This window comes from Pantoea sp. 18059 (assembly GCF_902706165.1).
Taxonomy (GTDB): Bacteria; Pseudomonadota; Gammaproteobacteria; order Enterobacterales; family Enterobacteriaceae; genus Pantoea; species Pantoea agglomerans.
In genome coordinates, this window is the sequence record NZ_CACSJS010000001.1 from 805038 (window position 1) to 829619 (window position 24582).

Annotated in this window: 21 protein-coding genes; 9 read left to right on the forward strand and 12 right to left on the reverse strand. The window is 56.7% G+C overall.

Translation table 11 applies throughout. From position 1 onward, the window contains the following. Positions 1-7: 7 nt before the first annotated feature. Positions 8-871, forward strand: a complete 864-nt coding sequence (gene rhaR / locus GVJ63_RS03800; RefSeq protein WP_062757684.1) for an HTH-type transcriptional activator RhaR — start codon at positions 8-10, stop codon at positions 869-871. Positions 872-1218: 347 nt separating this feature from the next. On the opposite strand, the gene rhaT is transcribed toward rhaR, so the two are convergent. Next, positions 1219-2253, reverse strand: a complete 1035-nt coding sequence (rhaT, locus tag GVJ63_RS03805) for an L-rhamnose/proton symporter RhaT (RefSeq protein WP_010670192.1) — start codon at positions 2251-2253, stop codon at positions 1219-1221. Between the two features lie 359 nt (positions 2254-2612). Between rhaT and GVJ63_RS03810 the strand changes: the two genes are divergently transcribed. Both GVJ63_RS03810 and GVJ63_RS03815 read left to right on the forward strand, forming a co-directional pair. After that, positions 2613-2936, forward strand: coding sequence for a hypothetical protein (locus GVJ63_RS03810; protein WP_010244743.1), 324 nt, complete (start codon positions 2613-2615; stop codon positions 2934-2936). Positions 2937-2979: 43 nt separating this feature from the next. Beyond that, complete coding sequence (locus GVJ63_RS03815) at positions 2980-3078, forward strand: YoaK family small membrane protein (protein ID WP_008925225.1); 99 nt, start codon at positions 2980-2982, stop codon at positions 3076-3078. Between the two features lie 3 nt (positions 3079-3081). On the opposite strand, the gene GVJ63_RS03820 is transcribed toward GVJ63_RS03815, so the two are convergent. Further along, a complete protein-coding gene (locus tag GVJ63_RS03820) occupies positions 3082-3348 on the reverse strand; it encodes a DksA/TraR family C4-type zinc finger protein (protein ID WP_010244737.1) in 267 nt (88 codons plus the stop codon). Between the two features lie 196 nt (positions 3349-3544). On the opposite strand from GVJ63_RS03820, the gene aldA reads away from it, so the two are divergent. Then, entirely contained in the window at positions 3545-4981 is a 1437-nt protein-coding gene (aldA, locus tag GVJ63_RS03825; protein ID WP_010244734.1) for an aldehyde dehydrogenase, read from the forward strand. 75 nt (positions 4982-5056) lie between these two features. Here aldA and GVJ63_RS03830 read toward each other — a convergent pair whose 3' ends face one another. Both GVJ63_RS03830 and GVJ63_RS03835 read right to left on the reverse strand, forming a co-directional pair. After that, the gene (locus tag GVJ63_RS03830) at positions 5057-6325 is read right to left on the reverse strand and encodes an MFS transporter (protein WP_159226444.1); all 1269 of its coding nucleotides are present in this window, start codon (positions 6323-6325) and stop codon (positions 5057-5059) included. Continuing rightward, the gene (locus GVJ63_RS03835; protein WP_129062942.1) at positions 6322-7743 is read right to left on the reverse strand and encodes a M20 family metallopeptidase; all 1422 of its coding nucleotides are present in this window, start codon (positions 7741-7743) and stop codon (positions 6322-6324) included. The genes GVJ63_RS03830 and GVJ63_RS03835 overlap by 4 nt, the downstream gene beginning before the upstream one ends. A 140-nt stretch (positions 7744-7883) precedes the next feature. Here GVJ63_RS03835 and GVJ63_RS03840 point away from each other — a divergent pair, with 140 nt between their 5' ends. Next, positions 7884-8798 (forward strand): LysR family transcriptional regulator, encoded by a 915-nt coding sequence (locus GVJ63_RS03840; RefSeq protein WP_010670195.1) that lies wholly within the window; start codon positions 7884-7886, stop codon positions 8796-8798. Positions 8799-9146: 348 nt separating this feature from the next. Here GVJ63_RS03840 and GVJ63_RS03845 read toward each other — a convergent pair whose 3' ends face one another. Beyond that, positions 9147-10742 (reverse strand): ABC transporter substrate-binding protein, encoded by a 1596-nt coding sequence (locus GVJ63_RS03845; protein WP_083067978.1) that lies wholly within the window; start codon positions 10740-10742, stop codon positions 9147-9149. A gap of 127 nt (positions 10743-10869) precedes the next feature. On the opposite strand from GVJ63_RS03845, the gene pepT reads away from it, so the two are divergent. After that, on the forward strand, positions 10870-12096 hold the full coding sequence (gene pepT / locus GVJ63_RS03850; RefSeq protein WP_159226445.1) for a peptidase T: 1227 nt from the start codon (positions 10870-10872) through the stop codon (positions 12094-12096). A gap of 36 nt (positions 12097-12132) precedes the next feature. Here pepT and GVJ63_RS03855 read toward each other — a convergent pair whose 3' ends face one another. Further along, positions 12133-12909 (reverse strand): transporter substrate-binding domain-containing protein, encoded by a 777-nt coding sequence (locus GVJ63_RS03855; protein ID WP_010670199.1) that lies wholly within the window; start codon positions 12907-12909, stop codon positions 12133-12135. 65 nt (positions 12910-12974) lie between these two features. Beyond that, positions 12975-14141, reverse strand: coding sequence for a methionine aminotransferase (locus tag GVJ63_RS03860; protein ID WP_159226446.1), 1167 nt, complete (start codon positions 14139-14141; stop codon positions 12975-12977). Between the two features lie 125 nt (positions 14142-14266). On the opposite strand from GVJ63_RS03860, the gene GVJ63_RS03865 reads away from it, so the two are divergent. Beyond that, positions 14267-15148, forward strand: a complete 882-nt coding sequence (locus GVJ63_RS03865; RefSeq protein ID WP_159226447.1) for a LysR substrate-binding domain-containing protein — start codon at positions 14267-14269, stop codon at positions 15146-15148. Here GVJ63_RS03865 and GVJ63_RS03870 read toward each other — a convergent pair. The 4 genes from GVJ63_RS03870 to GVJ63_RS03885 all read right to left on the reverse strand — a co-directional run bounded on the left by GVJ63_RS03870 (position 15106) and on the right by GVJ63_RS03885 (position 21685). Beyond that, positions 15106-16770 carry a methyl-accepting chemotaxis protein gene (locus tag GVJ63_RS03870; protein WP_010244706.1) on the reverse strand — a complete coding sequence of 555 codons (1665 nt, stop codon included), beginning with the start codon at positions 16768-16770 and terminating at the stop codon, positions 15106-15108. The genes GVJ63_RS03865 and GVJ63_RS03870 overlap by 43 nt on opposite strands. A gap of 217 nt (positions 16771-16987) precedes the next feature. Then, complete coding sequence (locus tag GVJ63_RS03875) at positions 16988-18508, reverse strand: carboxylesterase/lipase family protein (protein ID WP_033787790.1); 1521 nt, start codon at positions 18506-18508, stop codon at positions 16988-16990. Positions 18509-18939: 431 nt separating this feature from the next. Beyond that, positions 18940-20283 carry a VOC family protein gene (locus GVJ63_RS03880; RefSeq protein ID WP_159226448.1) on the reverse strand — a complete coding sequence of 448 codons (1344 nt, stop codon included), beginning with the start codon at positions 20281-20283 and terminating at the stop codon, positions 18940-18942. Positions 20284-20350: 67 nt separating this feature from the next. Beyond that, a complete protein-coding gene (locus GVJ63_RS03885) occupies positions 20351-21685 on the reverse strand; it encodes an aromatic acid/H+ symport family MFS transporter (protein WP_159226449.1) in 1335 nt (444 codons plus the stop codon). Between the two features lie 322 nt (positions 21686-22007). Here GVJ63_RS03885 and GVJ63_RS03890 point away from each other — a divergent pair, with 322 nt between their 5' ends. Next, positions 22008-22928, forward strand: coding sequence for a LysR substrate-binding domain-containing protein (locus GVJ63_RS03890; protein WP_010670205.1), 921 nt, complete (start codon positions 22008-22010; stop codon positions 22926-22928). On the opposite strand, the gene smrA is transcribed toward GVJ63_RS03890, so the two are convergent. Then, entirely contained in the window at positions 22925-23491 is a 567-nt protein-coding gene (gene smrA, locus GVJ63_RS03895) for a DNA endonuclease SmrA (RefSeq protein WP_159226450.1), read from the reverse strand. The two genes, GVJ63_RS03890 and smrA, sit on opposite strands and share 4 nt — an antisense overlap. Before the next feature lie 317 nt (positions 23492-23808). Here smrA and GVJ63_RS03900 point away from each other — a divergent pair, with 317 nt between their 5' ends. Next, positions 23809-24561: an FNR family transcription factor gene (locus tag GVJ63_RS03900; RefSeq protein WP_010244686.1), complete on the forward strand. Its 753-nt coding sequence runs from the start codon at positions 23809-23811 to the stop codon at positions 24559-24561. Positions 24562-24582: the final 21 nt, after the last annotated feature.

Here is a 24582-nt window from a genome sequence, read left to right on the forward strand (position 1 = left end):
GCCAATCATGGCATTGATACTCAGTCGGGATGACTATTTTCCCGCCACTACTCTACCGGTGGCGGTCGCCGAAAGGATGCCACAACCCTCTTTCCCGCCGCATCGACACGAGTTCAGTGAAATCGTGATTGTCTGGCGCGGCAATGGCCTGCACGTCCTCAACGATCGCCCCTGGCTGATTACCTGTGGCGACGTTTTTTATATCCGCGACAGTGACTGCCACAGCTACGACAGCGTTAACGATCTGGTGCTGGATAATATCCTCTACTGTCGTGACCGCTTTGGCCTTGCTCTTGACTGGAATCAGCTGCTGCCGCAACAGGGACCGGATGCGCCAGGCGGCTGGCGGCTGACCACGCGAGGGATGGCGCTGGCCCGGGGAGTGATCAGCCAGCTGGAGCGTGAAAGCCGCAAAAGCGACCCCCTTTCAGTTCAGCTCTCGGAGGCGCTGTTTTTACAGCTGGCGCTGATTCTGCGCCGCCACGGCTACGCGGCCGACCGCCCTTGGGCGTTGCCGGAGGGGGAACAGCTCGATCTGCTGATGTCAGCGTTACAGGGTGCGATTGCCCGCCCCTTTGATCTCGCGGAGTTTTGTCAGCTGAACCAGCTCAGCGAACGGGCGCTGAGGCAGCTTTTCCGTCAGCAGACCGGGATGACTATCGGTCATTACCTGCGTCAGCTGCAGCTCTGTCAGGCAAAATATCTGCTGCGCACCCAGGATTGTCTGATTAGCGAGGTTGCCGCCCGCTGCGGCTTTGATGACAGTAACTATTTTTCGGTGGTCTTCACCCGTGACACCGGTTTACCTCCCAGCGCCTGGCGACAGCAATTTATCGCGCCACGCCAGGCGCTGAAAAGTGCCACGTCTTAATAAAACGGGCCTTCATTGAACGCTGTCGAGCAATTTACTGCACAAAAGCAGCAATAAATCAGCTAAAAGGCGCAGGGAACACGCTCAGAAGAGGAAAGCGTCCCGCACCATGGACAAAAACGCCGGGAGCGTTTTTGAACAACGCAACGCGTTGGCCCGGCTACGGGCGCATTTCAGGGATGAGGTGCGTAATCGTGCGGGCCGGGCATGCCATGGATGGCGGCTTTTGCGTCTTTCCGATCTGACCGTGTTCCCTGAGCGGGCACGATCTGACCGCCATTCTGCTAACGCTAAGGGCCTGCATAGCAGGCCCGTTCTGTATTAAAACAGCGTCTCTGTATTCGCGATCAGGCCGCCATGCCAAGTCCCACAATATTAGCGGCAATGATAATCACCACACAGCCGATTGATAACACGCTGACCGGGCGGCGTCCCGCAGACTTCCACTCCTTCATCAGCAGCCCCACCAGACCACCACACAGGACGTATAGACTCATGTGCAGCATCCAGCTGACATAGTCATACTGCGCCGGGATTCTGGCATGGCCCCAGGCATAGAAGAAGAACTGCAGATACCACATTGTGCCGCCGAGCACCGCAAAAGCGGTATTGGTAATCAGCAGCGACTTCCCGACCGAGAAGTCTTTACGCACCGACAGCTCTGGCCGGGTGGCCAGCCGCCAGAAACAGAAGGCCAGATTAACCAGTGCCCCGCCGCCCATAATGATCACGTAGCTGGGCAGAGCTACATACAGCGGATCGATGCCAAGATTAGCGGCGGCCTGATGCATGGGTTTAGCCGCATCCATGGCAAAGGACATACCCGCCGAGAAGATGCCGCACATCACCGCCAGCACCAGTCCTTTTCTGAGATTAAACTCTTCTGCGTTAATCCCCAGCGCCCGCTCCTTTAACAGCCCGGCACGCGACACAATCCCGACGCCAATCAGTGCCACCAGTACGCCCAGCAGGGTTAACCGGCCACCCGCCGACGCGAAGAGCTCACCAAAGCGCCCCTGCAGAAGCGGTGTCATCAGCGTGCCGACCACCAGGGTAATGCCAATCGCGATACCGATTCCCATCGACATGCCGAGATAACGCATGGTCAGGCCGTAGTTGATATTGCCTATGCCCCACATCGCGCCAAACAGAAATACCGGCGTCAGTTGCGAAAGCGAGAAGCTGCTGTAATAGGCCATAAAATCTGGCAGTAAAATGGCACTTACCGCCCACGGCAGGATCAGCCACGACATCAGGCCACCGATCGACCACATGGTTTCCCATGACCATCTTTTCACCTGTTTAAAAGGCGCGTAGAAACACGCGGCGCTGGCAGCTCCGACAAAATGCCAGAAGATACCCGCAATAATGGCACTGTTCATTGTTATTCCCCGGTTAGGTTGAGGCCTGTCGGAAACCTGTCTGCTTCCGCTCAGCAGGCAGTCTACGTTCAGCAGGAATTCTTCAGCCTTTGGATAAATGCCGGAAGCCACAGTGAAGTGGCAATATTTACCCGTTGTGCCCATCAGGGATCACAATTTCACCGTTGTCAGAAAACCGGACGATTAGTTAAGTAAGTAACTTATTATTCAATGTTTTTTTCATTTTTGCTGTGTGGCGCAGCACAATTCTGATCTGACTGCCATTCACAAGGGAAGGTTGGCAAATGTGCAAAGAAGCCTTTCATTAACGCGGGCAAGGTCGTATAAACTGGGGAAAATTGATCGGATCAGGGAATGGGATGACGACAAAGTGGTTAACGCTGTTTCTTTCGCAGTCAGTCAGCCAGGTCATGCTGGATGATCTGCGCGCGATATTACCTGCAGATGCGATAAAGGTGTTTGTGAATGGCCTGGATGAAACCCACTATGCCACCCTTGAGTGTGTGCAGGCGGATCAGCATTGCGCCCTGATCGCCTCAGCGATAGTGGTCTGGCGTCAGCTCGGACATGTTCACCATATTCTCTATAAAAAAGGTGAGGTGTTGCGGGAGGAAAATGATGCAACGCAGTTCCAGCTGTTCACTCTGCTGAAAACCCACCGCGCCGTATTGCAGATCTCATGATAAGATCGCAGCCCCTGAAATCTCTGTTTGCAGCAGGTAAATTATGAGAATTGGAATTCTGTTTCCGATCGCCATCATTGTGGCGGGCGTGGGCTTTCTGGCGTGGTTTATTGGCAGTGGCCTGGCGATGCCAGGCTCCTGAAGGTCAGCGCAACTGACTGTCTTTACTGCCCCGACGGTTATATAAACTGCTGGTCTGCTGCTGCTTGTCGATTTTTTCCTGACACGCCACACAATAGTGCACGCCTTTAAGCGCCTGACGACGCGCTTCGGGAATCGGCTCGCCGCAGAGCTCGCATTCGGTGGCGCTTTCGCCCTGTCCAATCGACTGTCTTACCCGCTCAATGCCGTCATTGACGGTGCTATCGATCTGTTCCTGTACTGCGCCTTCTGACGCCCATCCATTTGCCATGATTTAACCCCTTTATTACCACTTCACTCCTTTAAATCTACAACATATTGACGTTTTTGCCGCAGAACTCACCGATATCTGTGATTGGCTGCCAGCCGCTCCTGGCAGCTGGCAATCAGCTAAAGGTAGACCTGAGCAATCTGTTTCACCCTGCCATCACATTACTGCAACGTATCGATAGCGGAGAGCTAAGCGAATGACAACACATCATCAACATTTCATTAATGGCGAATTTGTAGCCCATCAGGGTGACCGTTGGATTGAGGTGATCAATCCGTCCACGGAGGCGTTGCTGTCCCGTATTCCCCAGGGCAGTCGTCAGGATGCCAGCCTTGCCATCAGCGCCGCAGAAGTGGCTCAGCCTGGATGGGAAGCGCTGCCTGCAGTAGAGCGCGGCGTCTGGCTGCACAAAATTGCCACCGCCATCCGCCAGCGTGAGCCTGAACTGACGGCAACCATTGTGGCTGAGGGTGGAAAAACCCAGGGGCTGGCGAAGACCGAAGTGATGTTCACCGCCGACTACCTCGATTACATGGCGGAGTGGGCGCGCCGCTATGAAGGTGAGATCATCAACAGTGACCGCCCCAACGAAAACATCTTCCTGTTCAAAAAAGCGATCGGCGTCACTACCGGAATACTGCCGTGGAATTTCCCCTTCTTCCTTATTGCCCGCAAAGCGGCACCGGCCCTGATCACCGGAAACACCATCGTGATCAAACCCAGTGAGCTGACACCGAATAATGCGGCACTTTTTGCCGACATCATACAAAAGCTGGGTCTGCCTGCTGGCGTCATTAACTTTGTTTATGGTCTGGGACCGGAAGTGGGACAGGAGCTGGCGGCAAATCCTAAGGTCGGTCTGGTGAGTCTGACCGGAAGCGTCGGTGCGGGCATTGCCACCATGGAAGCCGCGGCTAAAAATGTCACCAAAGTGTCGCTGGAACTGGGTGGCAAAGCCCCTGCCATCGTGATGGATGATGCCGACCTCGAGCTGGCTGTGCGGGCGGTCGTCAGCTCGCGGATCATTAACAGCGGACAGGTCTGCAATTGCGTAGAGCGGCTCTATGTGCAGGAAGGCATTTACGATCGTTTTATCAGCGCACTGACCGCCGCGTTTCAGCAGGTGACATTTGGCGACCCGGCCGAACGCAGCGATATCGATATGGGTCCGCTGATTAATGCCGCAGCACGGGATCGGGTGGAACAGAAGGTGGCAGAGGCCGTCGCCGCAGGGGCGAAAGTGGTGCTGGGCGGCAAGCGCGCCGGAGACAGAGGCTTCTTTTTCCAACCCACCTTGCTGACTGAGGTGCGCCAGGAGATGGCGATTATGCAGGAGGAGATTTTTGGCCCGGTTCTGCCGGTGATGAGTTTTAAAACGCTTGACGAGGCGATTACGCTGGCCAACGACTGCGAGTATGGGCTGACCTCCTCGATTTATACGCAGAATCTGAATACCACCATGACCGCGCTGCGAAAGCTGAAGTTCGGCGAAACCTATGTTAACCGTGAAAACTTCGAAGCGATGCAGGGATTTCATGCCGGGTGGCGTAAATCGGGTGTCGGCGGTGCCGATGGAAAACATGGTCTGGAGGAGTATCTGCAGACCCATGTTGCCTATTTACAGTTCAGTTAATCACTGGCTCGATCTTACCTCCTCCCGTACCTGACGTTGTCAGTACCAGAGTGGGCCAGTAATTGGCCCACTCTTTTATGCCACCCGCTTACTGCAGCGCAGCAGCGCGATGCCACTCAGCACCGCCACAGCCATCAGGTAGTATCCAGGCGCCAGACTGCTGCCGGTGGCGGCAATCAGCATGCTGCAAATCAGCGGTGCAAACCCGCCAAATACCGTCACGGCCACGTTGTAGCTGATCGCCATGCCGCTGGCGCGCGTGGTCGCCGGGAAGAGATCGGCCATCACCGACGGCACCGTGGAGAAATAGACCGACTTGAGTAGCGCCATCCACGCCACCAGCAGGACCAGCGTGGTGGGCGTAGTGTGATCGACCATCCATTTGAAGGCGGGATAGATCGTGACCATCAACAGCAGCAGCGATCCCCACATCAGCGGCAATCGGCCTATCCGCTCCGCCCACAATCCCATTATGGGCGTCACCACCGTCAGGATAATCCCTGCGACCAGCGTGGCGGTGAAGGCCACCGATCCCGGCAGATGCAGCGTTTTGGTGGCGTAGGTCGGAATGTAATTGAGCATGTAGTTGACCGCGGTCGAGATCACCATCACCCCAATCGCCAGGGTGATCAGCGCTTTCTGCCGCCCGAACAGCGTTTTCAGCGGTGCGGCTTCCTTCTCCTGCGTCGCAAAGCTGGCGGGCTCCTGCACGTGACGGCGAATGTAGATCCCCAGCGGTCCAATCAGTAAGCCGAAAGCAAACGGGATACGCCAGCCCCACGCCTGAATCTCGCTTTCGCTCAGCCAGTGTGTCAGCCCGAGGCCGAACGCCGATGCCATCAGAGTACTGGCGCCCTGGGTGGCGAACTGCCAGCTGGCGATAAAGGCTTTGCGCTCGGGAAAATGCTCTACCAGGAAAGCGGTGGAACTGCCAAATTCGCCCCCGGCAGAGAAGCCCTGAATCAGACGCGCCAGAATAATCAGCAGCGGCGCCGCCAGACCAATAGTGGCGTAACCCGGCATAAAGGTAATGATCGCCCCGCCCAGCATCATCAGATTGATTGAGAGCAGCAGCGCTTTTTTACGGCCATGACGGTCGGCATAGTTGCCCAGCACGATGGCACCCAGCGGACGGATCAGGAATGAGATGCCGAAGCTGCCGAAGGTCAGCAGTAGCGACACCGACGGATCGCTGACCGGAAAGAAGACGTGCGCGATGTAGCTGGCGAAGAAGCCATACACCGCGATGTCGAACCACTCCAGCGCGTTACCAATGCAGGTAGCGAACAGCGTTTTGTGCAGGCTCGGTTTCACCTGCGGAGTACTCTGTGCGATGCTGCTCATTGTTCACCTCTCCGCCACTGATGGTGGCGCGACATCAGTTGTTCGCCCTCTTCACCCAGTTGCCAGAAAAGGCGGGTCATGATCGCCAGCCCTTCACGTGCAACAGAGGTGAGCATGTGTTCGTTAACGCCGTGCTGGCCGCAGGCCGGATAGGAATGGGGCACCCACAGCGTCGGGAGGCCGAGGATATCGGCAAATACCTCATTGGGCAGTGAACCGCCGAGATTGGGCAACAGCGCCGGTTTTTTACCGCTGCTGCGGGCCAGCGTGTCCAGCGCCCAGGCCACCAGCGGATCCTGCGGATCGAGTCGCGTTGCAGGTGAACCGCGCATAAACTCCACGCTGACGTTATCGAAGCCGTGCTGATGCAGGTGACTTTCGACATGCCGGACCAGATTTTCCCAGTCGGTGCCGACCACAAATCGCAGCTGACACACCGCCGTGGCGCTGCCGGGAATGGCGTTCATCGGACGTGCCGGGTTACCGGTTTCAAACGCCAGCACCTCCAGCGTGTTCCAGCCATAAAGACGCTCCGCAGGCGTCAGGCCCGGTTCTCCCCAGCCGTCGGCCAGCGCCGGATCGCCCGGCATTCCGCCCACCTCGATATCACTGAGGATGGCGCGCACCGCATCGGTCAGGGAGTCCGGTTTCAGCGCAGCGACCTGCAATACACCCTGTGCATTCACCAGGCAGGCGAGCGCATTCGCCAGCTGGGTGCCGGGATTGCTCAGCAATCCGCCCCAGTTGCCGGAGTGATAGGCGTTGTCGCGCGCCCTGATAGTCAGACGAAAGTTCGCCGCGCCACGTGAACCCAGGAACAGTGTCGGCCGCACCGCGTTCAGTCGCGGGCCATCAGAGGCGATAAAGAGGTCGGCCTGTAGCAGCGCCCGCTGCTGCTGACAAATCTCCGCCAGCCCCGGCGAGCTGATCTCTTCACCCATTTCAAACAGGATTTTGCAGTTGAAGCCCAGTGCGCCACCGCGTGCCTGCCACACCTGCTCCAGCGCCGCGAGATTGATGCAGTGCTGGCCTTTATTGTCCGCACTGCCGCGTCCGTACAGGCGGTCATCTTCAGCCGTGAGTCGCCACGGTGATAAACCGTCGCGCCAGTTCTCATCGTCGCCGAACACCACATCGCCGTGGCCATAGCAGAGCAGCGTCGGTCTGGAGGGATCTTCAATGAGCGTGGCGATCAGAAACGGCGGGCTGCCGGGCTGCGGATTCTCAAACGGGTGCAGCGTAAAGCCCATCGCCGCCAGCTGCGGGCCAATCTCCTGCTGCAGATAGCTCTCAAGCTCCACCTGCCTGCTGGCGTGCTGGCTTTCGGTCACGCAGGAAATTCGTCGTGCCAGCAGCTGCTGAAACTCGCCACTGTCGAAATAGTGCATCGCCTGGTCAACGGTCTGTTGCTCTGTCATGTTTGCCCTGTCTGTTCTTTTTATCGTGCTTTATCTTTGACAAACTTCTCTCTTTGCCACAATTATTAATTTATCGAGTGAGCCTTGCTTTTAAAGCAAGCCACGCCTGCCCTTTTATGATGCGTTTTGCCGGAGTGGCCATGTTAAGCAGTGAGATCCGCTATTTCCTGGCGGTCGTACAGTGCGGATCGCTCAGCGCCGCCAGCGAGCAACTCTTTGTGGCCGTGTCGGCGATTAGTCGCCAGATTCAGCGTCTGGAGACGCAGGTGGGTGTGCCGCTGTTTGAGCGGCATGCACGCGGCATGGTATTGAACGAAGCGGGTGAAATATTCGCGCATCATGTGCGCAAGAGTCAGCTCGATATGGAATATGCGCTGGCGGAGATTAAGGGGCTGAAAGCAATACGGCGCAGCCTGATCCGCATCGCCTGTACCGACGGAATGGCGTTCAGTCTGCTGCCGGGTCTGCTGGCGGAGTTCCGTCAGGCCAACCCTGGCGTGCTGTTTGCGCTTAATGTGACGCACTCGCAGGGCGTGGCGGCATGCGTCAGAGCTGGGGAATGCGATGTTGCGCTGCAGTTCAGTCTGCAACCGGAGCGCAGCGTTGAGGTGCTCGGCTCTTGGCCGGCGCCGGTGTTACTGGCGATGCATCAGTCGCATCCGCTGGCGTCGCGTCAGGTGACGCTGGCCGATCTGCATGGCTGGCCGCTGGCGTTGCCAGGTCAGCATACTACCGTGCGGCAGTTGTTTGACCTCTCCTGTCAGATGAACGACTGCGTGGTCGAGCCGGTGCTGACCTGCGACTATTTCGCTACGCTCTACCACTTTTTGCTGCGTACCCCGCAGGCAGTAACCATTTGCAGTGCGTTTACCCTGTTGTTTGAACGCGACACGCAAAATCTGGTGTTGCGTTCGATGGGGGTGGATCAGCTGAGTCAGCGTACGTTGCAGCTTCAGACGGTGTCCGGCCGCCAGCGGAATGCGGCGCTGACGCTGTTTCTGCAGTTTTTGCAACAGCGGCTGACGGAGATGGATCAGCAGGTGAGGATGGGATGAGTGATACAGGCTTAAAGGAGTTTGGTTGTTAAAGTCTGCGCTGGATGGCTGTCAGATAGTGCTGGCTTAGGGAACACGACCCGATCGGAAAGTCGCAACAGCCGCCCTCCATGGCATGCTCGGCCCACGCGATTACGCACTTCATCCCTGAGGTGCGCCCGTAGCCGGGCCAACGCTTTGCGTTGTTCAAAAACGCTCCCGGCGTTTTTATCCGGGCGGCGGGACGCTTTCCTCTTCGGGGCATGTTCCCTTCGCATTGAACTTATTTATTGCTGTCAGTTCTTTTTAAGCTGAGCCAGACAGCAGAGGCCCACATGTGTATGCGCCCCTGCTGATAGCTGTTACCGTTTACTGCTTAATATCAACCTGATAGAAGATGTGTTTGCCGAACGGATCGACCTGATAGCCGCTGACCGATTTGCGCACCGGCTCAAAGATGGTGGAGTGCGCAATCATCACCGCAGGCATCTGGTCATGCATCATCTGCTGTGCCTGCAGATAGAGCGCGGTGCGTTTGCCCTGATCCGGCTCGGCGCGGGCTTCGGTGATTAACTTCTCAAATGGCTGATAGCACCATTTTGAGGAGTTGGAACCGCCCTGTGCCGAGGTACAGCTGTAAAGCGGGCCAAAAAAGTTGTCCGGATCGCCGGTGGCGGTGGTCCAGCCCATCAGTGCCGCCTGATGCTCGCCGCTGCGCACGCGTTTCAGGTATTCGCCCCACTCATAGCTGACGATATTGGCTTTGATGCCCACTTTAGCCCAGTCCGACTGAATCATCTCCGCCATGCGGCGCGCATTCGGGTTGTAAGGCCGCTGAACCGGCATCGCCCAGAGCGCAATTTCGGTACCCGGTTTCACACCCGCCTGTTGCAACAGGGCTTTGGCCTTCTCTGGATCGTAGTCGTAATCTTTCAGATCTTTGTCGGCGCTCCAGACGCCCGGTGGCAGGATATTTTTCGCAACCGTGCCGGTGCCTTTAAAAATCGCATCAATGATCGCCGGTTTGTTGATCGCCATCGCCAGCGCCTGGCGCACTTTGACGTTATCGGTTGGCGCTTTAGTAGTGTTAAACGCCAGGAAGCCGGTATTCAGACCCGCCTTCTGTTCCAGGGTGATATCCGGGTTAGCGCGCATCTTTTCAAGATCGGCGGGATTAGGGAAAGGCATCACCTGACACTCGTTCTTCTCCAGCTTGGCGTAGCGCACGGAGGCATCCGGCGTGATGCTGAACACCAGCCGATCGAGTTTCGCCTTGCCCTGCCAGTAGTCCGGGAACGCTTTGTAGAGAATGCGGGAATCTTTCTGATACTGCACCAGCTCAAACGGTCCGGTGCCGATCGGGTTCATATCGACCTTCTCCGGCGTCCCCGCTTTCAGCATCGCGTCTGCATATTCCGCCGAGTGGATCGAGGCGAAGTACCAGGCGAGATCGGCAAGGAACGGCGCTTCCGGATGGGACAGCGTAAAACGCACGGTGTGGTCATCAACCCGGTCGATACTTTTAATCAGCGTGGAGAGTTCCAGGCTTTCGAAGTTGGAATAAGTGCCGCCAGAGACATTGTGGTAGGGATTTTTAGGGTCCATCTGGCGCATAAACGAGAAGATCACATCGTCGGCGTTGAAGTCGCGGCTGGGTTTGAAGGCTTTATTGCTCTGAAACTTCACATTCTTGCGCAGATGGAAGGTGTAAACCGTGCCATCCGGGCTGATTTCCCAGCGTTCCGCCAGGCTGGGCACCAGGTTGGTGGTGCCAGGCGTAAAGTCCACCAGCCGGTTGAAAACCGGCACCGCACTGGCGTCAACGCTGGTCCCGGAGGTATAGAGCTGCGGGTTAAAGTTCTCTGGCGATCCCTCAGAACAGAAGACCAGCGTTTTGGCGTTAACGCTGCCAGCCAGCGCTATCCCAGCCGTAACAAGCGCTAAGGTGGCTATCTTGATTTTCATTATTATCCTCGCTTTGTATTGACTTCCGGTGATCACAATATCTAAATGAATCATTCAGATGCTTCATTGATAGCACGATTCGGCACCATAACGAACCCCGCCGGTGGCTGACTAATAAGGAATAGTGATGACAGACAAACTTGAGTCGCAGCTCACAGAACGTTTTTTCCGTTACCTCGCCATCAGCAGTCAGAGCGATGCCAAATCCACCACCCTGCCCAGCACGCCGAGCCAGCACGCCATGGCGGAACTGCTGGCGGATGAGCTGCGCGCGTCAGGGCTGGATGAGGTGGTGATTGATGAGCATGCCACGGTGACGGCGGTGAAACGCGGCAACCGGCCTGACGCGCCGCGCATCGGGTTTATTACGCATATCGATACCGTTGATGTCGGTTTGTCGCCCGATATCCACCCGCAGATCCTCACCTGGCAGGGCGAAGATCTCTGTCTGAATGCAGAGCAGGATATCTGGCTGCGCCGCGATGAACATCCGGAGATCGTGCCCTACGTCGGTCAGCAGGTGATCTTCAGCGACGGCACCAGCGTGCTGGGCGCGGACAACAAAGCGGCGGTCACCGTGGTGATGACGCTGATGCAGAACCTTAACGGCGACCACGGCGACATCGTGGTGGCCTTTGTGCCGGACGAAGAGATTGGGCTGCGCGGCGCGAAAGCGCTGGATCTGGAAACGCGCTTTAATGTTGATTTCGCCTGGACCATCGACTGCTGCGAACTGGGCGAAGTGGTGTATGAAAACTTCAATGCTGCCGCTGCAGAAATTGTGTTTACCGGTGTACCCGCCCATCCGATGTCGGGCAAAGGGGTGCTGGTCAATCCGCTGCTGATGGCGCATGACTATATCAGCCTGTTTGATCGGCAGCAGACCCCGGAGCATACCGAAGGCCGTGAAGGCTATATCTGGTTCAATGAGATTCAGGCCAACGCCAGCAAGGCGACGCTGAAGGCCTCAATCCGTGATTTTGATCTGACCAGCTTTGCGGCACGTAAGCAGCAGTTGCAGCAGGCAGCAGAGGATCTCGCAGCGCGTTACCCCACCGGCAAGGTGAACGTGAGTATCAGCGATACTTACAGCAATATCAGCAATGCCCTGGGCGAGGATCGTCGTGCGATTGACCTGATCTTCAGTGCTTTTGCCGCGCTGGAGATTGAGCCGAAGGTGATTCCGATGCGTGGCGGTACAGACGGTGCCGCACTGTCAGCCAAAGGTCTGCTGACGCCGAACTTCTTTACCGGCGCGCACAACTTCCATTCACGCTTTGAATTTCTGCCGGTAACGTCGTTTGTGAAGTCCTATCAGGTGGCGGAAAAACTCTGTTATCTGGCGGCAAAATAAGCGGAGGAATCGGGCGCAGAACGCGCCCGATTGCCATTATGGCTTCGCGCTGACATCAATGCCTGGGAAATATTTTTCAGCCAGCTTTTTGATGGTGCCATCACCCTGCACTTTAGCAATCGCCGCATCCAGTGACTGCTTCAGCTGCGCATCATCTTTGCGCAGGCCGTAGCCGATGCCTGAACCAAGAATCGCGTCATCTTCGACTGGCTTGCCAACAAAACCAAAGCCTTTGCCCTGCGGTTTATCGAGGAAGCCAGACTGACCGGCAGCGGACATCACCAGTGTGCCATCCAGACGGCCCGCGACCATGTCGTTGTAAACCTGGTTTTGATCCTGATACGAGGTCACGGTCACACCCTGCGGCTCCCAGTGCTTCTTCGCATAGGTTTCCTGGATGGATCCCTGTAATACACCGATGTTCTTGCCCTTCAGACCTTCGGCGGTCGGTGCCAGATTTTCACCGGTCTTCGCCACTAACATGGTCGGAATACGGTAGATCGGCTGCGTAAACGCAATGCTTCTGGCGCGCGCTTCGGTGATGTTCATCGCCGAGTTAATGGCGTCGAACTTTTTCGCCTGCAGTGCCGGGATCAGCGCATCAAAGCTGCTCTCAACCCAGTGGCAGCTGAAGTTGCCCGCCTTACAGATGGCATTGCCCAGCTCGATATCAAAGCCTTCCAGTTCCCCTTTAGCATTGCGGCTTTCAAAAGGCGGATATTGTGACTCCACGCCGTAGCGTAAATCCTGTGCCAGTGCCTGTACCGATGTCATCATGCCCAGAGCGAGAAAAAGCGCGTTCAGTTTCTTCATTATGTTATTTACCCCGAAAAGTCCTGGTTACCTGTTCCCCGAGCTGCCTCACGCGGTGGCGTGAATCAGTGAGAAAAAGCACATAGCGCAGCCGCGCCAGCCTCAAGTGTCGCCTCGTCTTTAGCAAAAGAGAGCCGAATCAGTTTGTTATCTGTGCCATCCATATAAAACGCCGACAGCGGTATGGTCGCCACACCGTGATCGACGATAAGACGTTTTACCATTTCACTGTCCGGTTCGTCACTGAAATGTCCATAGCTGGCGAGCATAAAGAACGAACCAGCACTCGGCAGCAGCCGGAACGGGGAGTTCTGCATCAGGGCAATCAGCCGATCGCGCTTCTGCTGATAGAAGGCACTGAGCGACAGATAGTTCTCTGGCGTCTGCAGATAGTGTGCGAAACCGACCTGCATCGGTGTATCGGCGGCGTACATCATAAACTGATGCACTTTCACCAGCTCAGTCATCAGCTCTGCCGGTGCCAGACAGTAGCCTACCCGCCAGCCGGTGACGTGGAAGGTTTTGCCAAACGAAGAGACAATGACGCTGCGGGCTGCCAGCTCCGGATGCGTCGCCATCCCACAATGCGGTCGCCCATCAAACAGAATATGCTCGTAAACCTCATCGGAGAGCACCACGATATCGGTGTTGCGGATTAAGGCTGCCAGCTGATTCAGGTCGTAGGGGGTCAGCACCTGCGCGCTGGGGTTATGCGGCGTATTAATAATGATCATCCGGGTGCGCGGCGTGATTGCTGCCCGCAACTGATCCCAGTCGATAGCAAATGACGGCACCTGCAACTTCAGGCCAATCGGTTTACCGCCCTGCAACCGCACCACCGGCGCGTAGCTGTCAAACGCCGGTTCAAAGAAGATCACCTCATCGCCCTGATGAACCAGCGCGGTAATCGCCATATAGAGCCCCTGGCTGGCGCTGCCGGTGATCAGCACTTCACTGGCGGCATCATATTGTTGTCCATAGAGCGCCTGCACTTTGCTGGCAAGCGCGTCGCGTAAGGCGGGCAAGCCCATCATGGCGGCATACTGATTATGTCCTTCCTGCATCGCGCGGCTGACTGAGTCGACCAGCGCCGGATCACAGGGGAAATTGGGCGCGCCCTGCGACAGGTTAATCGCCTGATGCTGCGCCGAAAGCTGGCCAATCACGCTGAAAATAGTGGTGCCGACGTCCGGCAATTTTGAGTGGATAGCGACAGGCGTTTTCAGGGACATACTCTCTCCGTCAGGGGCATAACCGCTCAGATGCGGTAAATAGCTATTCAACGGGCTGCGACTTGAGTCGGCAAGCGAAATGTCGTCATAATAGCCATGACAAAAATGCATAGCTGAGGTTCACCGTGTCACGCTTATCGCTGCCGCTTAATAGCATTCACGCCTTTCTGGTGACCGCCCGACATCTCAATCTGACTCACGCTGCCCGCGAGCTGTGCCTGACGCAGGGCGCCGTCAGTCGTAAGATTGCCGCCCTGGAGCAGTGGCTGGGCGTGACGCTGTTTGACCGCCACGCGCGCGGTCTGCGCCTGACCCCTCAGGGCGCGGCGCTGCTGCCCGACTTACAGCAGGGTTTTGAGCTGATGGTTCAGGCCAGCGAGAAGGTCCGCCGTAGTCAGGTCAGCATTCGCCTGAAAGCGCCAACCTGTGCGATGCGCTGGCTGGTGCCCCGGCTGATGGCGCTGGAGCATCATCGTCCTGAACTGCATGTGGCCCTGACCACCACGCTGGATCATGCCGCGCAGCTGGAGAACTTCGATGTGGCGATTGTCTATGGTAAGCCGCACCCTGACGGAATTTGCCTGTTCAGTGAGTCGCTGACGCCAGTGATGGCAGCCGATCAACCCCGCCCGGACTCCCCGGCGGCACTGGCCACAATGACCTTTTTGCATCCGACGGCAGATACGCGTGACTGGCAGTGCTGGCTGCAGGCGCAGCAGGTGACACTGAACATGAAGCGGAACCAGCATTTTGCCACCATGGACTTAGCGATCAGTGCAGCGATTCAGGGGTTTGGTGTGGCGATGGCCGACAGCAATCTGGTGGAGAGTGATATAGCCAGCGGCAGGCTGATTAAGCCGTTCGCTGGCGAGGCAAAAACCGGTGCGGTTTACAGTTTACTGCAACGGCCCGCGCAGGATGCGCCACCGTTCCTGGCGGAGCTGGTGGCGTGGCTGTGCAGGGATCAGAAGGTGACCCAGTCGCCGTTATCCGCCGGTTTAGCCTGAGGCGCATTCAGCACGGTTGCTTTCGGCGCGGCAGGTTTATTCGTGATGACCGGTGCGGTCTGGCGGTTGCTGGAGAGACGGAACTTCGACACAGAAGCCTGCAGCGCTTCCGTCTGCAATGCCAGTGCGCTCGCCGCGGCAGAAACCTCTTCAACCAGTGAGGCGTTCTGCTGGGTCACGCTATCCATTTCGGTTACCGCAGCACCCACCTGAGAGATGCCTTTGCTCTGCTCTTCTGAGGCGGAAGCAATCTGTTTCATGATCGCATCAACATCCTGCACCGATTTCAGAATATTGTTCATGGTGCCGCCGGTGGTGCTGACCAGCTCGGCGCCTTTACCTACACGCTGAACCGAATCTTCAATCAGCGTCGCAATCTCTTTCGCGGCATTGGCGCTGCGCTGTGCAAGGTTACGCACTTCAGAGGCAACGACCGCAAAACCCCGCCCCTGTTCGCCAGCACGTGCCGCTTCGACGGCGGCGTTCAGCGCCAGAATATTGGTCTGGAAAGCGATGCCGTTGATCACGTTAGTGATTTCAGCGATTTTCTTCGAGCTGCCTGAGATGCCATCCATAGTGCTGACGACTTCACTGACCAGCTGACCGCCACGTTGTGCCGTGGTGGTGGCGGTTTCTGCCAGCAGGCTGGCCTGGCGGGCATTATCGGCGTTGAATTTTACCGTGGCCGTCAACTGCTCCATGCTGGCCGCAGTCTGTTCGAGCGCAGCGGCCTGCTCTTCGGTACGTGAAGAGAGGTCGTTGTTACCGGCAGAAATCTCTGCGGCACCGCGCGAGATATTCTCAGTGCCGCTGCGAATGGCGCTGACCGCTTCACGCAGGCTATCCTGCATGGCGCTCAGCAGCGGCACCAGTTTACCGACGCAGTTGCGTCCGAAATCGGATACCGGCTGACTCAGGTCGCCCGTGGCAATGACCGCGAAGTGGGTACGGATACTTTCCAGCGGACGGACCAGCATCGCCACCAGATAGCGGTCGGTAAACAGCAGAATAAACAGGCCGATAATTACCGTGATGGTAATAATCGTTTTGGTCATCGCGGTGAGGTGATCCACTTCAACCCGGGTTGCATCCAGCTTTTCAGCTGCGCCCTGGCTGAATTTCTCTGCGCTGATGCCAAAGGCACGACTGAGTGGCGGCGTAACGTTATTTGCCTGCTGACGATAAGCATCAGGCGAGGCCTGACGGGCCAGCTGCAACTGTGGCGTGACGCCCGCATCCAGCAGCTTTTGCCAGCTCTGAATCACCCCATCCACTACGTCCGGGTTCATCGGGCCGGGTGCCAGTTGTTTAAAGCGCGCCAGTTGCTGGGTCATGCTGTCCAGCGCCTGCTGCACCGGAGCATAAGCCTCATCGTTCAGGGTCTGACCTGCGGCTTTGCTTTCCATCACGCGGGATAAGCGCGTGATGACACGAAAATATTGATCGTTGCCTTTGCTCAGCACCGTCATTTGCTCAACCAGATGACGGTCCACATCATTCCCTTCGCTGAGCGCGCCAAGAGAGTGAATGCTATACAGCCCGACGCCGCTCCACAGTAAACAAAACAGTCCCAGAATAGAGAGCATCACTGCGCGAATGGTAAAATTTTTGAGCATTCCCATACCAAAATCCTATACACGTTGACCCGCAAGCGTCGGGCATAGGAGGTTTATCGGCATGCAATTGTGAAGATGTAACTGTTTTGTTACCTAATATTTTACAGCGTCCCTAAGGCAAATTTCACTTTATAGCCCTTTTATTCAGCAGGTTAACCTTTAAAAAGCAGATTAATTCCATTCGCGCAATTTGATGGTTAGCAGGCTAACCATGAGCCGCCGCTTAAAGCCTGACCATACGAGTCATTAATAGCCGGAAAAGCCGCATACGGGCGCGCATAAAGTTCCGCTTCAGAACCAGCCCGCTCTTCCGATTATCACCGAGTGACATTGTCACGTCAGAGCCTGGGTGCCAGGCTGGCCACACGACTTCCCCCTCCAGCTGATGCTTATATTCCGTAGCATCACGGGCAAAGGTAAACCAGTATTCGCTGACCCGTGCCGCAAACGCCCGATCGGCCTCACTGAAGGGTCGTTCTTCGTTGGGATCCGGCATCTGACTCAGCGTGTTCAGCACATAAGGCACTTCGTTGCCGTGCCAGGTGCCGTGCGGATAGAGGTCACGGGCATGTTCAGAGACATAATCAAACCAGTAGCGCCAGCCTGGCATTCCGGCATTGTGCTGCGCCCGCATCACCAGCCACGGCACCAGGCTGAATGCCATATCGCGCGCCACGGCACGTCCCAGCCGCTGATCGTCATGAATGTCATACATCCATTTAAGCGTCCGGTAAGTGAGACGATTTTTATCGCGTAACTGATGCAACACCGCGGTGGCATCCACGCCAAAATATTCCAGCACGCTGGCTTCATCGCTGTTGCTGCCCGCCATCAGCGGCAGACGGTGCTGTTTTGCAGCCATAAAGGTTTTCAGCATCGGCTCAGGCAGAACAGCATCACCCGCAATCGGCACCGGCGGAATCGCCAGCGGCCCTTCCAGCGACCAGAAGGCATCGGCAGGCAGTGCGCGCAGGTCATCAGCGCTGGCATCGGGCGGCAGACCGAAATGGCGGGCCACCGCCATACCCTGCTGACGCGCTTTTTTCAGCGGCGTGTCAGGCAGGCTGTAGGCGCTCTGCACGATCCCTTTATGAAACAGCCCTTCGGCCAGCGGCGAACAGCAAAGTGACAGTACGCTGCGTGCGCCTGAGGATTCACCGAAAAGTGTCACATTGCGGCGGTCGCCGCCAAAGGCAGGGATGTTGCGCTGCACCCACTGCAGTGCGGCAATCTGATCCAGCAGGCCAAAATTGTTCACCGTGCTGGCAACAGGATATTCAGCATCCAGGGCCGGATGAGAGAAGAAACCGAGATGGCCTAGCCGGTAGTTGAGCGTCACCACCACCGCGCCGCGTGAAGCCATCGGCTTGCCGTTGTAAGGTGCCAGCCCGCCAGCACCAATGGTGTAGCCACCACCGTGCAGCCATACCATTACCGGCAGGGGTTTCACGGGCGCGACATCGGGCGTCCAGACATTAAGGTAGAGGCAATCTTCGCTGAACTCACCCGGATCGCCACCGCCCACGGCCTGGCAGTAAGTGCGATTTTGCCAGCCGGAAGCCCCAAACGCGGTGGCGTCGCGCACCTGCTGCCAGGGCGTAACCGGCTGTGGAGGACGCCAGCGCAGTGCGCCAAGCGGTGCCGCCGCATAAGGTATGCCTTTGAATACGAAAAGGTCATCGTCCATGCATCCACGTAACTCCCCCTCAGCAGTCATGATCCTCAGACCTGTTTCGTTTTTCATTCCTGTTTCCCTGTTCAAACGTCCCTCCATTATTTGCAGGCCCGCCAGCATTGTCCAGGTACGGAAGGGATTTGCAGAATATGCCGAAGCGTGAGGGGCAGGCGTGAACATGCTCATCAACAGGTTCAGAGAGTCAGTTACGGTTATGATTCAACGTTGTTAATCTTTTCGCAATTGGTCAATGACGCTGCCAGCGCCGGAGTGGCGCGTCGTTGCTCTGTTATCACGTGCGGTTGTGCTGCTATTAATCAGTCAGTCTGCTAATAGATTAAGATACTCACGCGGGTAAACCTGCGCTGAGCGGTAAAGCGTTGTTTTTCCCCAGTCCTGTCAGCATATTACCCGCGTTGCCCCACTTCAGGTCCACTGGCCTTAGCAGGGCGGGTGCGGAGAAAGCGTTGCGGGCAACGCGCCTGTTGCCTGCAGAGGCGTCAGTCTGGCCGTAAGCCGCACTGCGCCAGCGAGCGCTGCTGCCGCTCTTCGTATAGCGCCATCTCATCCAGCACGACAGCGCCCAGCGCGGCTTCAAATGCCTGGCGGCTCGCCTGTCCCGCCGAACGAACCTGCGTCCGATCGCCGAGGTTGGACTGAAAAATGCCCGCCGCGCTGACGGGCAGAAAATCTTCATAGATGATAGGGTCTGCCAGCACACGACCTTCTTCGATGAGAGTCTCCAGCGATTCACCCTGAGCCGGCGGCGTCGCGATGCCCTTTTCACTCAGGCGATAATGGAACCAGGCCAGCTCCTGCTGGCGCAGCGTGGTTTCGTCGTCGGGGAATTCACGGAAAATCGCCGCCAGATGTTGCTGATGCTGCTGATTATCCTGACCGCTGCCCGCCTCGCTGAGCAGCCGATCGTAGAGCGCACGGCCCTGAGGCGTCAGCGCCACGCCGCGCTGCTCAATTTCACCGAAGCGTGCAGTATGAGTTCCCTGATGCCCATCCTGAAAGATGATCGGCTCTTCCAGCGCTTTGAAGCTGGTCTGACGTAACAGGATCGGCACCTGGCGACGCGGTGGTCCCTCGATTAGGGTTTTCGGATCGATACCGCGCGACGGCATCAGTTGCTGTACGCGGTCAATATCGAGCGTGCGCGGCGTGAGATGGTTGATGTGGCAGCCGGGAAAGCAGACCACGTCAGCGATCAGCCGATGCTGCTGGTTCAGCGCCTGATAGGTCTGACTGTCCACGCTGCTATGGGCATGCCAGCGGAAGGTTTCCAGTGCTTCGGTAACAAACTCAGTGGCCTGCTCGTCGGTTAATCCGCCCTGCTGCTGATGCAGTTCCAGAAGCGCCCGGCAACGGGGGGTGAAAATGTCGCGCGCGGCAAGAATCTCCGCCGCTTTTTCACGCAGCGCGTGGTCGTCGATTAGTTCAGGGCGTAACAGCGAGGTAAAGACCCGAAAGGGATTGCGCCGCAGCGCCGCATCGGTGACCGGCCGGAACGCCGTGGAGTGCACCGGCACACCAGCCTGAGAGAGATCGTAATAGCCAACCGGGTGCATTCCCATCACCGCAAACAGCTGCCGCAGTGTGGCTAATTCGTCTGCCGTGCCCACACGGATCGCACCGTGACGCTCCAGGTTGAGTCGGTCGATCTCATCGGCTGCGGTGAGACGATCTTTCAGCGCGATATCCGCTTCCAGCGCGCGGTCGTTGACGGTCGCCACCAGTTGCATCAGCGTGCCATATTGCGGCACTTCCTGCTGATACATAGCTGACATCGCCTGAGAGAAACGGGTGCGGATGAGATCCGCACTGAGAAAGTTGTCCATGTTATCCACCTGACACCGTTAGCGTTGCTGCTAATGTAATGCAACACGCTGGCCTCAGCGGAAAAAATCACGAATCTGTGATCGGCTTAAAGCCGTAGCGGTTTTTTAACAGCAGCATCAGGGTGGTGATCACAGCCGGTATTGCCAGCAGCAGAAAGATAACGCTGAAAGACCATCCAAGAGACATCATCTCTGCGCCAACGAAGGCGCTTAAAATCGCGCCGATGCGGCCCACTCCATGCATCCAGCTGGAACCGGTAGCGCGGGCGTGGGTAGGATAATAGCTGGCGGATAAGGCATTCATACCAGTATTGGCCCCGTTGAAACAGAAGCCACTGCAAAAGGCGATCGCACTCATCATACCCACTTCCGCGGGTGAAAAGCCCAGTGCCACAATAAACAGCCCGCCGCAGCCGTAGATCGCCGCCAGGGCCAGGTTAGCGTTGAAGCGATCCATCATCCAGCCCGCAAACAGGGAGCCCAGCGTCCCGCCCGCCTGATACATCGCGGTGATAATCGCCGCTTCGGTCACTGACATGCCCAGGGTGTTGACCAGCGACGGCAGCCAGCTGCCAATCAGGTAAACCATGAACAGCCCCATAAAGTAGCCGCCCCACAGCATGGTGCTGCCAAACAGATAGCGGCGTGAAAGTACGGTGCCTATCGCGCCGCTCACCGGCACGGTGGCCTCAGGCGCGTGAAACGCACAGTCGGGCGCGGTTTTGCCCGGCATCATCCGGTCGAGGATGGCGTGAATGCGGGCAGCCGGTGCGCCACGGCTGATAAGAAATCGCACCGACTCCGGCAGGCCGCGGATCAGTAATGGCAACACCAGCAGCGGCAGAATACCGCCCAGCAGCAGCACGGAGTGCCAGTCATAGCGCGGTAGCAGCCAGGAGGCAGCAAATCCCCCGCTGGCGGCACCAAAGGTAAAGCCGCAGAACACCACCGTGATGATAAAAGCCCGCCGCCGCTCAGGTGCATATTCCGCCACCAGCGTGCCGATGTTGGGCATCGCCGCACCCAGCCCCAGCCCCGTCAGGAAACGGAACAGCATCATCTGCTCAATGTTCTGTGACAGCGCCGTTGCCAGCGTCCAGAGACCGAAAAAGAAGACGCTGAGGATAATCATCATGCGACGGCCATAGCGGTCAGCCAGCGGCCCTGCCACCATGGCACCCAGCGCCAGCCCGATTAACGCTGCGCTGATGACGACCCCGAGCTGATGATTGCTCACCCCCCACGCGGCTTTCAGTGTCGGCGCAATAAATCCCATGATCGCAATGTCCATGCCATCGAGTGCCACCACGATAAAACAGAGCGCAATGAGCCGCTTTTGCCAGTGGCTCAGCCCCTGCTGGTTGATAAGCTGGCGGACATCTACCGCCTCGACGCTGGTCAATGAACACTCCTCTGGAGTAACGAAATCTGACATCAGTTTAAGTAAAAAAAACGGCGCTAATGATAGCCGATCGTTAACCTTAAGCGGTCAGATTTTTATATGATATTGAGAATTATTCAACTTTAAGCTGTTAAGTTATTGATATACCGTAGTCAGAGGATGGCGTATTTCAGCGGCATACCCGGCTGAGCGCTTTTTTATCAGAGAGTTAAAGGGTAACGCGGTCATTTCGACTCGTTTGTTAAAATAAATTTGCAGCTAAGTTAACAGAATTCATTTTAAACAGTTGCCTGAAGCCGGTCATTCTCATTAAGTTTAGGATATGGAAAAAAATATCCTTTTCAATCAGCGCATTCGCTTGCGCCATCTACATACCTTTGTTGCGGTTGCGCAGCAAGGCACACTGGGCCGGGCGGCAGAGACGCTTAGCCTCAGCCAGCCTGCCCTCTCCAAGACCCTGAATGAGCTGGAGGAGCTGACTGGCGTTCGTCTGTTTGAACGTGGCCGGCTGGGCGCGCAGCTGACCACCATGGGAGAGCAGTTTTTGACCCATGCGGTACGGGTACTCGACGCACTGAACCATGCCGGACAAAGTTTTAATGAGCAGCCGGGCGATGCGCCGGTGATTATCCGGCTGGGGGCATTGACCACTGCTGCGATGGGGATGCTGCCACGCATCCTGGATCGTTTTCATCAATTGCAGCCCAACACCACCATTCAGGTGGCGACACTTCACAATAATGTGCTGCTGGCGGGCTTGCGCGGCGGTGAGTTCGACATCGGCATTGGCCGGATGGCGGACAGCGCCATGATGACCGGGCTGACCTATGAATTGCTATTTCTGGAATCGCTCAAGCTGGTGGTCAGGCCGGAACACCCGCTTTTAAGTGACAACGTCACGCTTTCGCGTGCTATGCAGTGGCCGGTGGTGATATCGCCCGAGGGCACAGCTCCGCGCCGGATTGCCCAGCAGATGCTGGATGAACAGGGCTGCACCCTTCCGCCTCACTGCATTGAGACCTCTTCGACTTCACTGGCACGCCAGCTGGCTCTTCGCTACGACTACATCTGGTTCGTCCCTTCCGGGGCGATTAAAGAGGATCTGAGCCACAACGCGGTTTGTGCGCTGCCGATCGCCTCTTCCGGGCCGGGCGAACCGGTGGGCATCATTACCCGCACCGGCGCAGAACTGAGCCTGAGTGCTGAAGTGCTGATGTCCACCATCCGTAAGTTTCACAGTTAGCGGCTGCGTTTCGCATGCCGCTCGCGGTTTTCAAGCCGGGCTTTATCGGTTTTGCGCAATCCGACATAAAGCGCCCCGGCCCCGCCATGCCGGGTCTGGGCCACGCAAAAGGTCTGTACGTCATCAAACTGCTTTAGCCAGCGCGCCAGATAGCTGCGCACAATGTTGGCATGAGATTCTTCATCACGACCTTTACCGTGGATGATCAGCAGATTGCGCAATCCCTGTTTGTGCGCCTGCATCATAAAGTTAAAGAGCGCCTGACGACAGGTTTCGACCGGTTGCCGCAACAGATTGAGGCTGGCATCCAGCTGATACTCTCCTCTGCGCAGTTTATACAGAATACCCTGCTGAATGCCGTCGGCTTTGTATTCCAGCGGGGTATTGAGTGGAACGATCTCCAGATCGCCCCGGGTCAGGAAATTTTCCTCCTCCGATTCACCTGGCGGTTTTCGTGGCGCCTTCGTTGAGGGTGCTTTAAGCCATAAGGTTGTGGTGGTGTCTTTTAACGGCGTGACATCGCCCATGGCATCCCGAAAGAGATCATTATCATCAAGGTTCATGGTTTTCTCACACCTGGTTAAAATTGATGGAATGTGCAAATCACGCTTTACCCGTTAGCGTAGCAAAAGCTGGAATTACCGGCCCACCCCACTTTTTCGAAAGTCACTGCCAGTGCAGAAGCGTGTGACAGATCACATAAGCGGAAAGTTTTCTTGACAGTCGGCCCTGTCGGGATTCTGAGAAGCCCGTCACATCAGCGTTTGTCGTTGTGTGCTTAGTCCATAATATTTGTAAGTGTAAAACTGCTCGGATGAGTTCCCTTCAGCACAAAAAATGTTAAAATTGACCCCAGTCAATAATCGTCGAGCAAACCATTATGATCCCTGAAAAACGCAGCATTCGTCGTATTCAGTCGGGCGGTTGTGCCATTCACTGCCAGGATTGCAGCATCAGTCAGCTCTGCATCCCCTTTACGCTAAATGAACATGAGCTGGATCAGCTCGACAATATCATTGAGCGTAAAAAACCCATTCAGAAAGGGCAAACGCTTTTCAAAGCAGGCGATGAACTCAAGTCTCTGTATGCGATTCGCTCCGGCACCATTAAAAGCTACACCATTACTGAACAGGGTGATGAGCAGATCACCGGTTTCCATCTGGCGGGCGATTTAGTCGGCTTTGACGCGATTATGGGCTCCAGCCATCCCAGCTTTGCGCAGGCGCTGGAAACGGCAATGGTGTGTGAGATCCCTTTTGAAACGCTTGATGATTTGTCCGGCAAAATGCCGGCCCTGCGTCAGCAGATGATGCGTCTGATGAGCGGTGAAATCAAAGGCGATCAGGACATGATCCTGCTGCTGTCGAAGAAAAATGCTGAAGAGCGCCTGGCGGCGTTTATCTGGAACCTTTCCCGTCGTTTTGGCCAGCGCGGCTTTTCACAGCGCGAATTCCGCCTCACTATGACGCGTGGCGATATCGGTAATTACCTGGGCCTGACGGTTGAAACCATCAGCCGCCTGCTGGGGCGTTTTCAGAAGTCCGGTATGCTGGCCGTGAAAGGCAAGTACATCACGATTGAAAACCACGCCCTGCTGGAAGAGCTCGCCGGTCAGAGCCATCAGGCCGCCTGATCCTCAGCCGGATCAATAAAT

What these genes read in the sequence shown, in the direction of transcription:
- pepT (WP_159226445.1), top strand. Translation starts at nt 10,870, where the DNA reads ATGACAGACAAACTTGAGTCGCAGCTCACAGAACGTTTTTTCCGTTAC.
- GVJ63_RS03890 (WP_010670205.1), top strand. Translation starts at nt 22,008, where the DNA reads ATGGAAAAAAATATCCTTTTCAATCAGCGCATTCGCTTGCGCCATCTA.
- GVJ63_RS03870 (WP_010244706.1), bottom strand. Translation starts at nt 16,770, where the DNA reads ATGGGAATGCTCAAAAATTTTACCATTCGCGCAGTGATGCTCTCTATT.
- GVJ63_RS03830 (WP_159226444.1), bottom strand. Translation starts at nt 6,325, where the DNA reads ATGAGCAGCATCGCACAGAGTACTCCGCAGGTGAAACCGAGCCTGCAC.
- GVJ63_RS03840 (WP_010670195.1), top strand. Translation starts at nt 7,884, where the DNA reads ATGTTAAGCAGTGAGATCCGCTATTTCCTGGCGGTCGTACAGTGCGGA.
- GVJ63_RS03835 (WP_129062942.1), bottom strand. Translation starts at nt 7,743, where the DNA reads ATGACAGAGCAACAGACCGTTGACCAGGCGATGCACTATTTCGACAGT.
- GVJ63_RS03845 (WP_083067978.1), bottom strand. Translation starts at nt 10,742, where the DNA reads ATGAAAATCAAGATAGCCACCTTAGCGCTTGTTACGGCTGGGATAGCG.
- GVJ63_RS03880 (WP_159226448.1), bottom strand. Translation starts at nt 20,283, where the DNA reads ATGGACAACTTTCTCAGTGCGGATCTCATCCGCACCCGTTTCTCTCAG.
- GVJ63_RS03900 (WP_010244686.1), top strand. Translation starts at nt 23,809, where the DNA reads ATGATCCCTGAAAAACGCAGCATTCGTCGTATTCAGTCGGGCGGTTGT.
- rhaT (WP_010670192.1), bottom strand. Translation starts at nt 2,253, where the DNA reads ATGAACAGTGCCATTATTGCGGGTATCTTCTGGCATTTTGTCGGAGCT.
- GVJ63_RS03875 (WP_033787790.1), bottom strand. Translation starts at nt 18,508, where the DNA reads ATGAAAAACGAAACAGGTCTGAGGATCATGACTGCTGAGGGGGAGTTA.
- GVJ63_RS03820 (WP_010244737.1), bottom strand. Translation starts at nt 3,348, where the DNA reads ATGGCAAATGGATGGGCGTCAGAAGGCGCAGTACAGGAACAGATCGAT.
- GVJ63_RS03860 (WP_159226446.1), bottom strand. Translation starts at nt 14,141, where the DNA reads ATGTCCCTGAAAACGCCTGTCGCTATCCACTCAAAATTGCCGGACGTC.
- rhaR (WP_062757684.1), top strand. Translation starts at nt 8, where the DNA reads ATGGCATTGATACTCAGTCGGGATGACTATTTTCCCGCCACTACTCTA.
- smrA (WP_159226450.1), bottom strand. Translation starts at nt 23,491, where the DNA reads ATGAACCTTGATGATAATGATCTCTTTCGGGATGCCATGGGCGATGTC.
- GVJ63_RS03810 (WP_010244743.1), top strand. Translation starts at nt 2,613, where the DNA reads ATGACGACAAAGTGGTTAACGCTGTTTCTTTCGCAGTCAGTCAGCCAG.
- GVJ63_RS03855 (WP_010670199.1), bottom strand. Translation starts at nt 12,909, where the DNA reads ATGAAGAAACTGAACGCGCTTTTTCTCGCTCTGGGCATGATGACATCG.
- GVJ63_RS03815 (WP_008925225.1), top strand. Translation starts at nt 2,980, where the DNA reads ATGAGAATTGGAATTCTGTTTCCGATCGCCATCATTGTGGCGGGCGTG.
- aldA (WP_010244734.1), top strand. Translation starts at nt 3,545, where the DNA reads ATGACAACACATCATCAACATTTCATTAATGGCGAATTTGTAGCCCAT.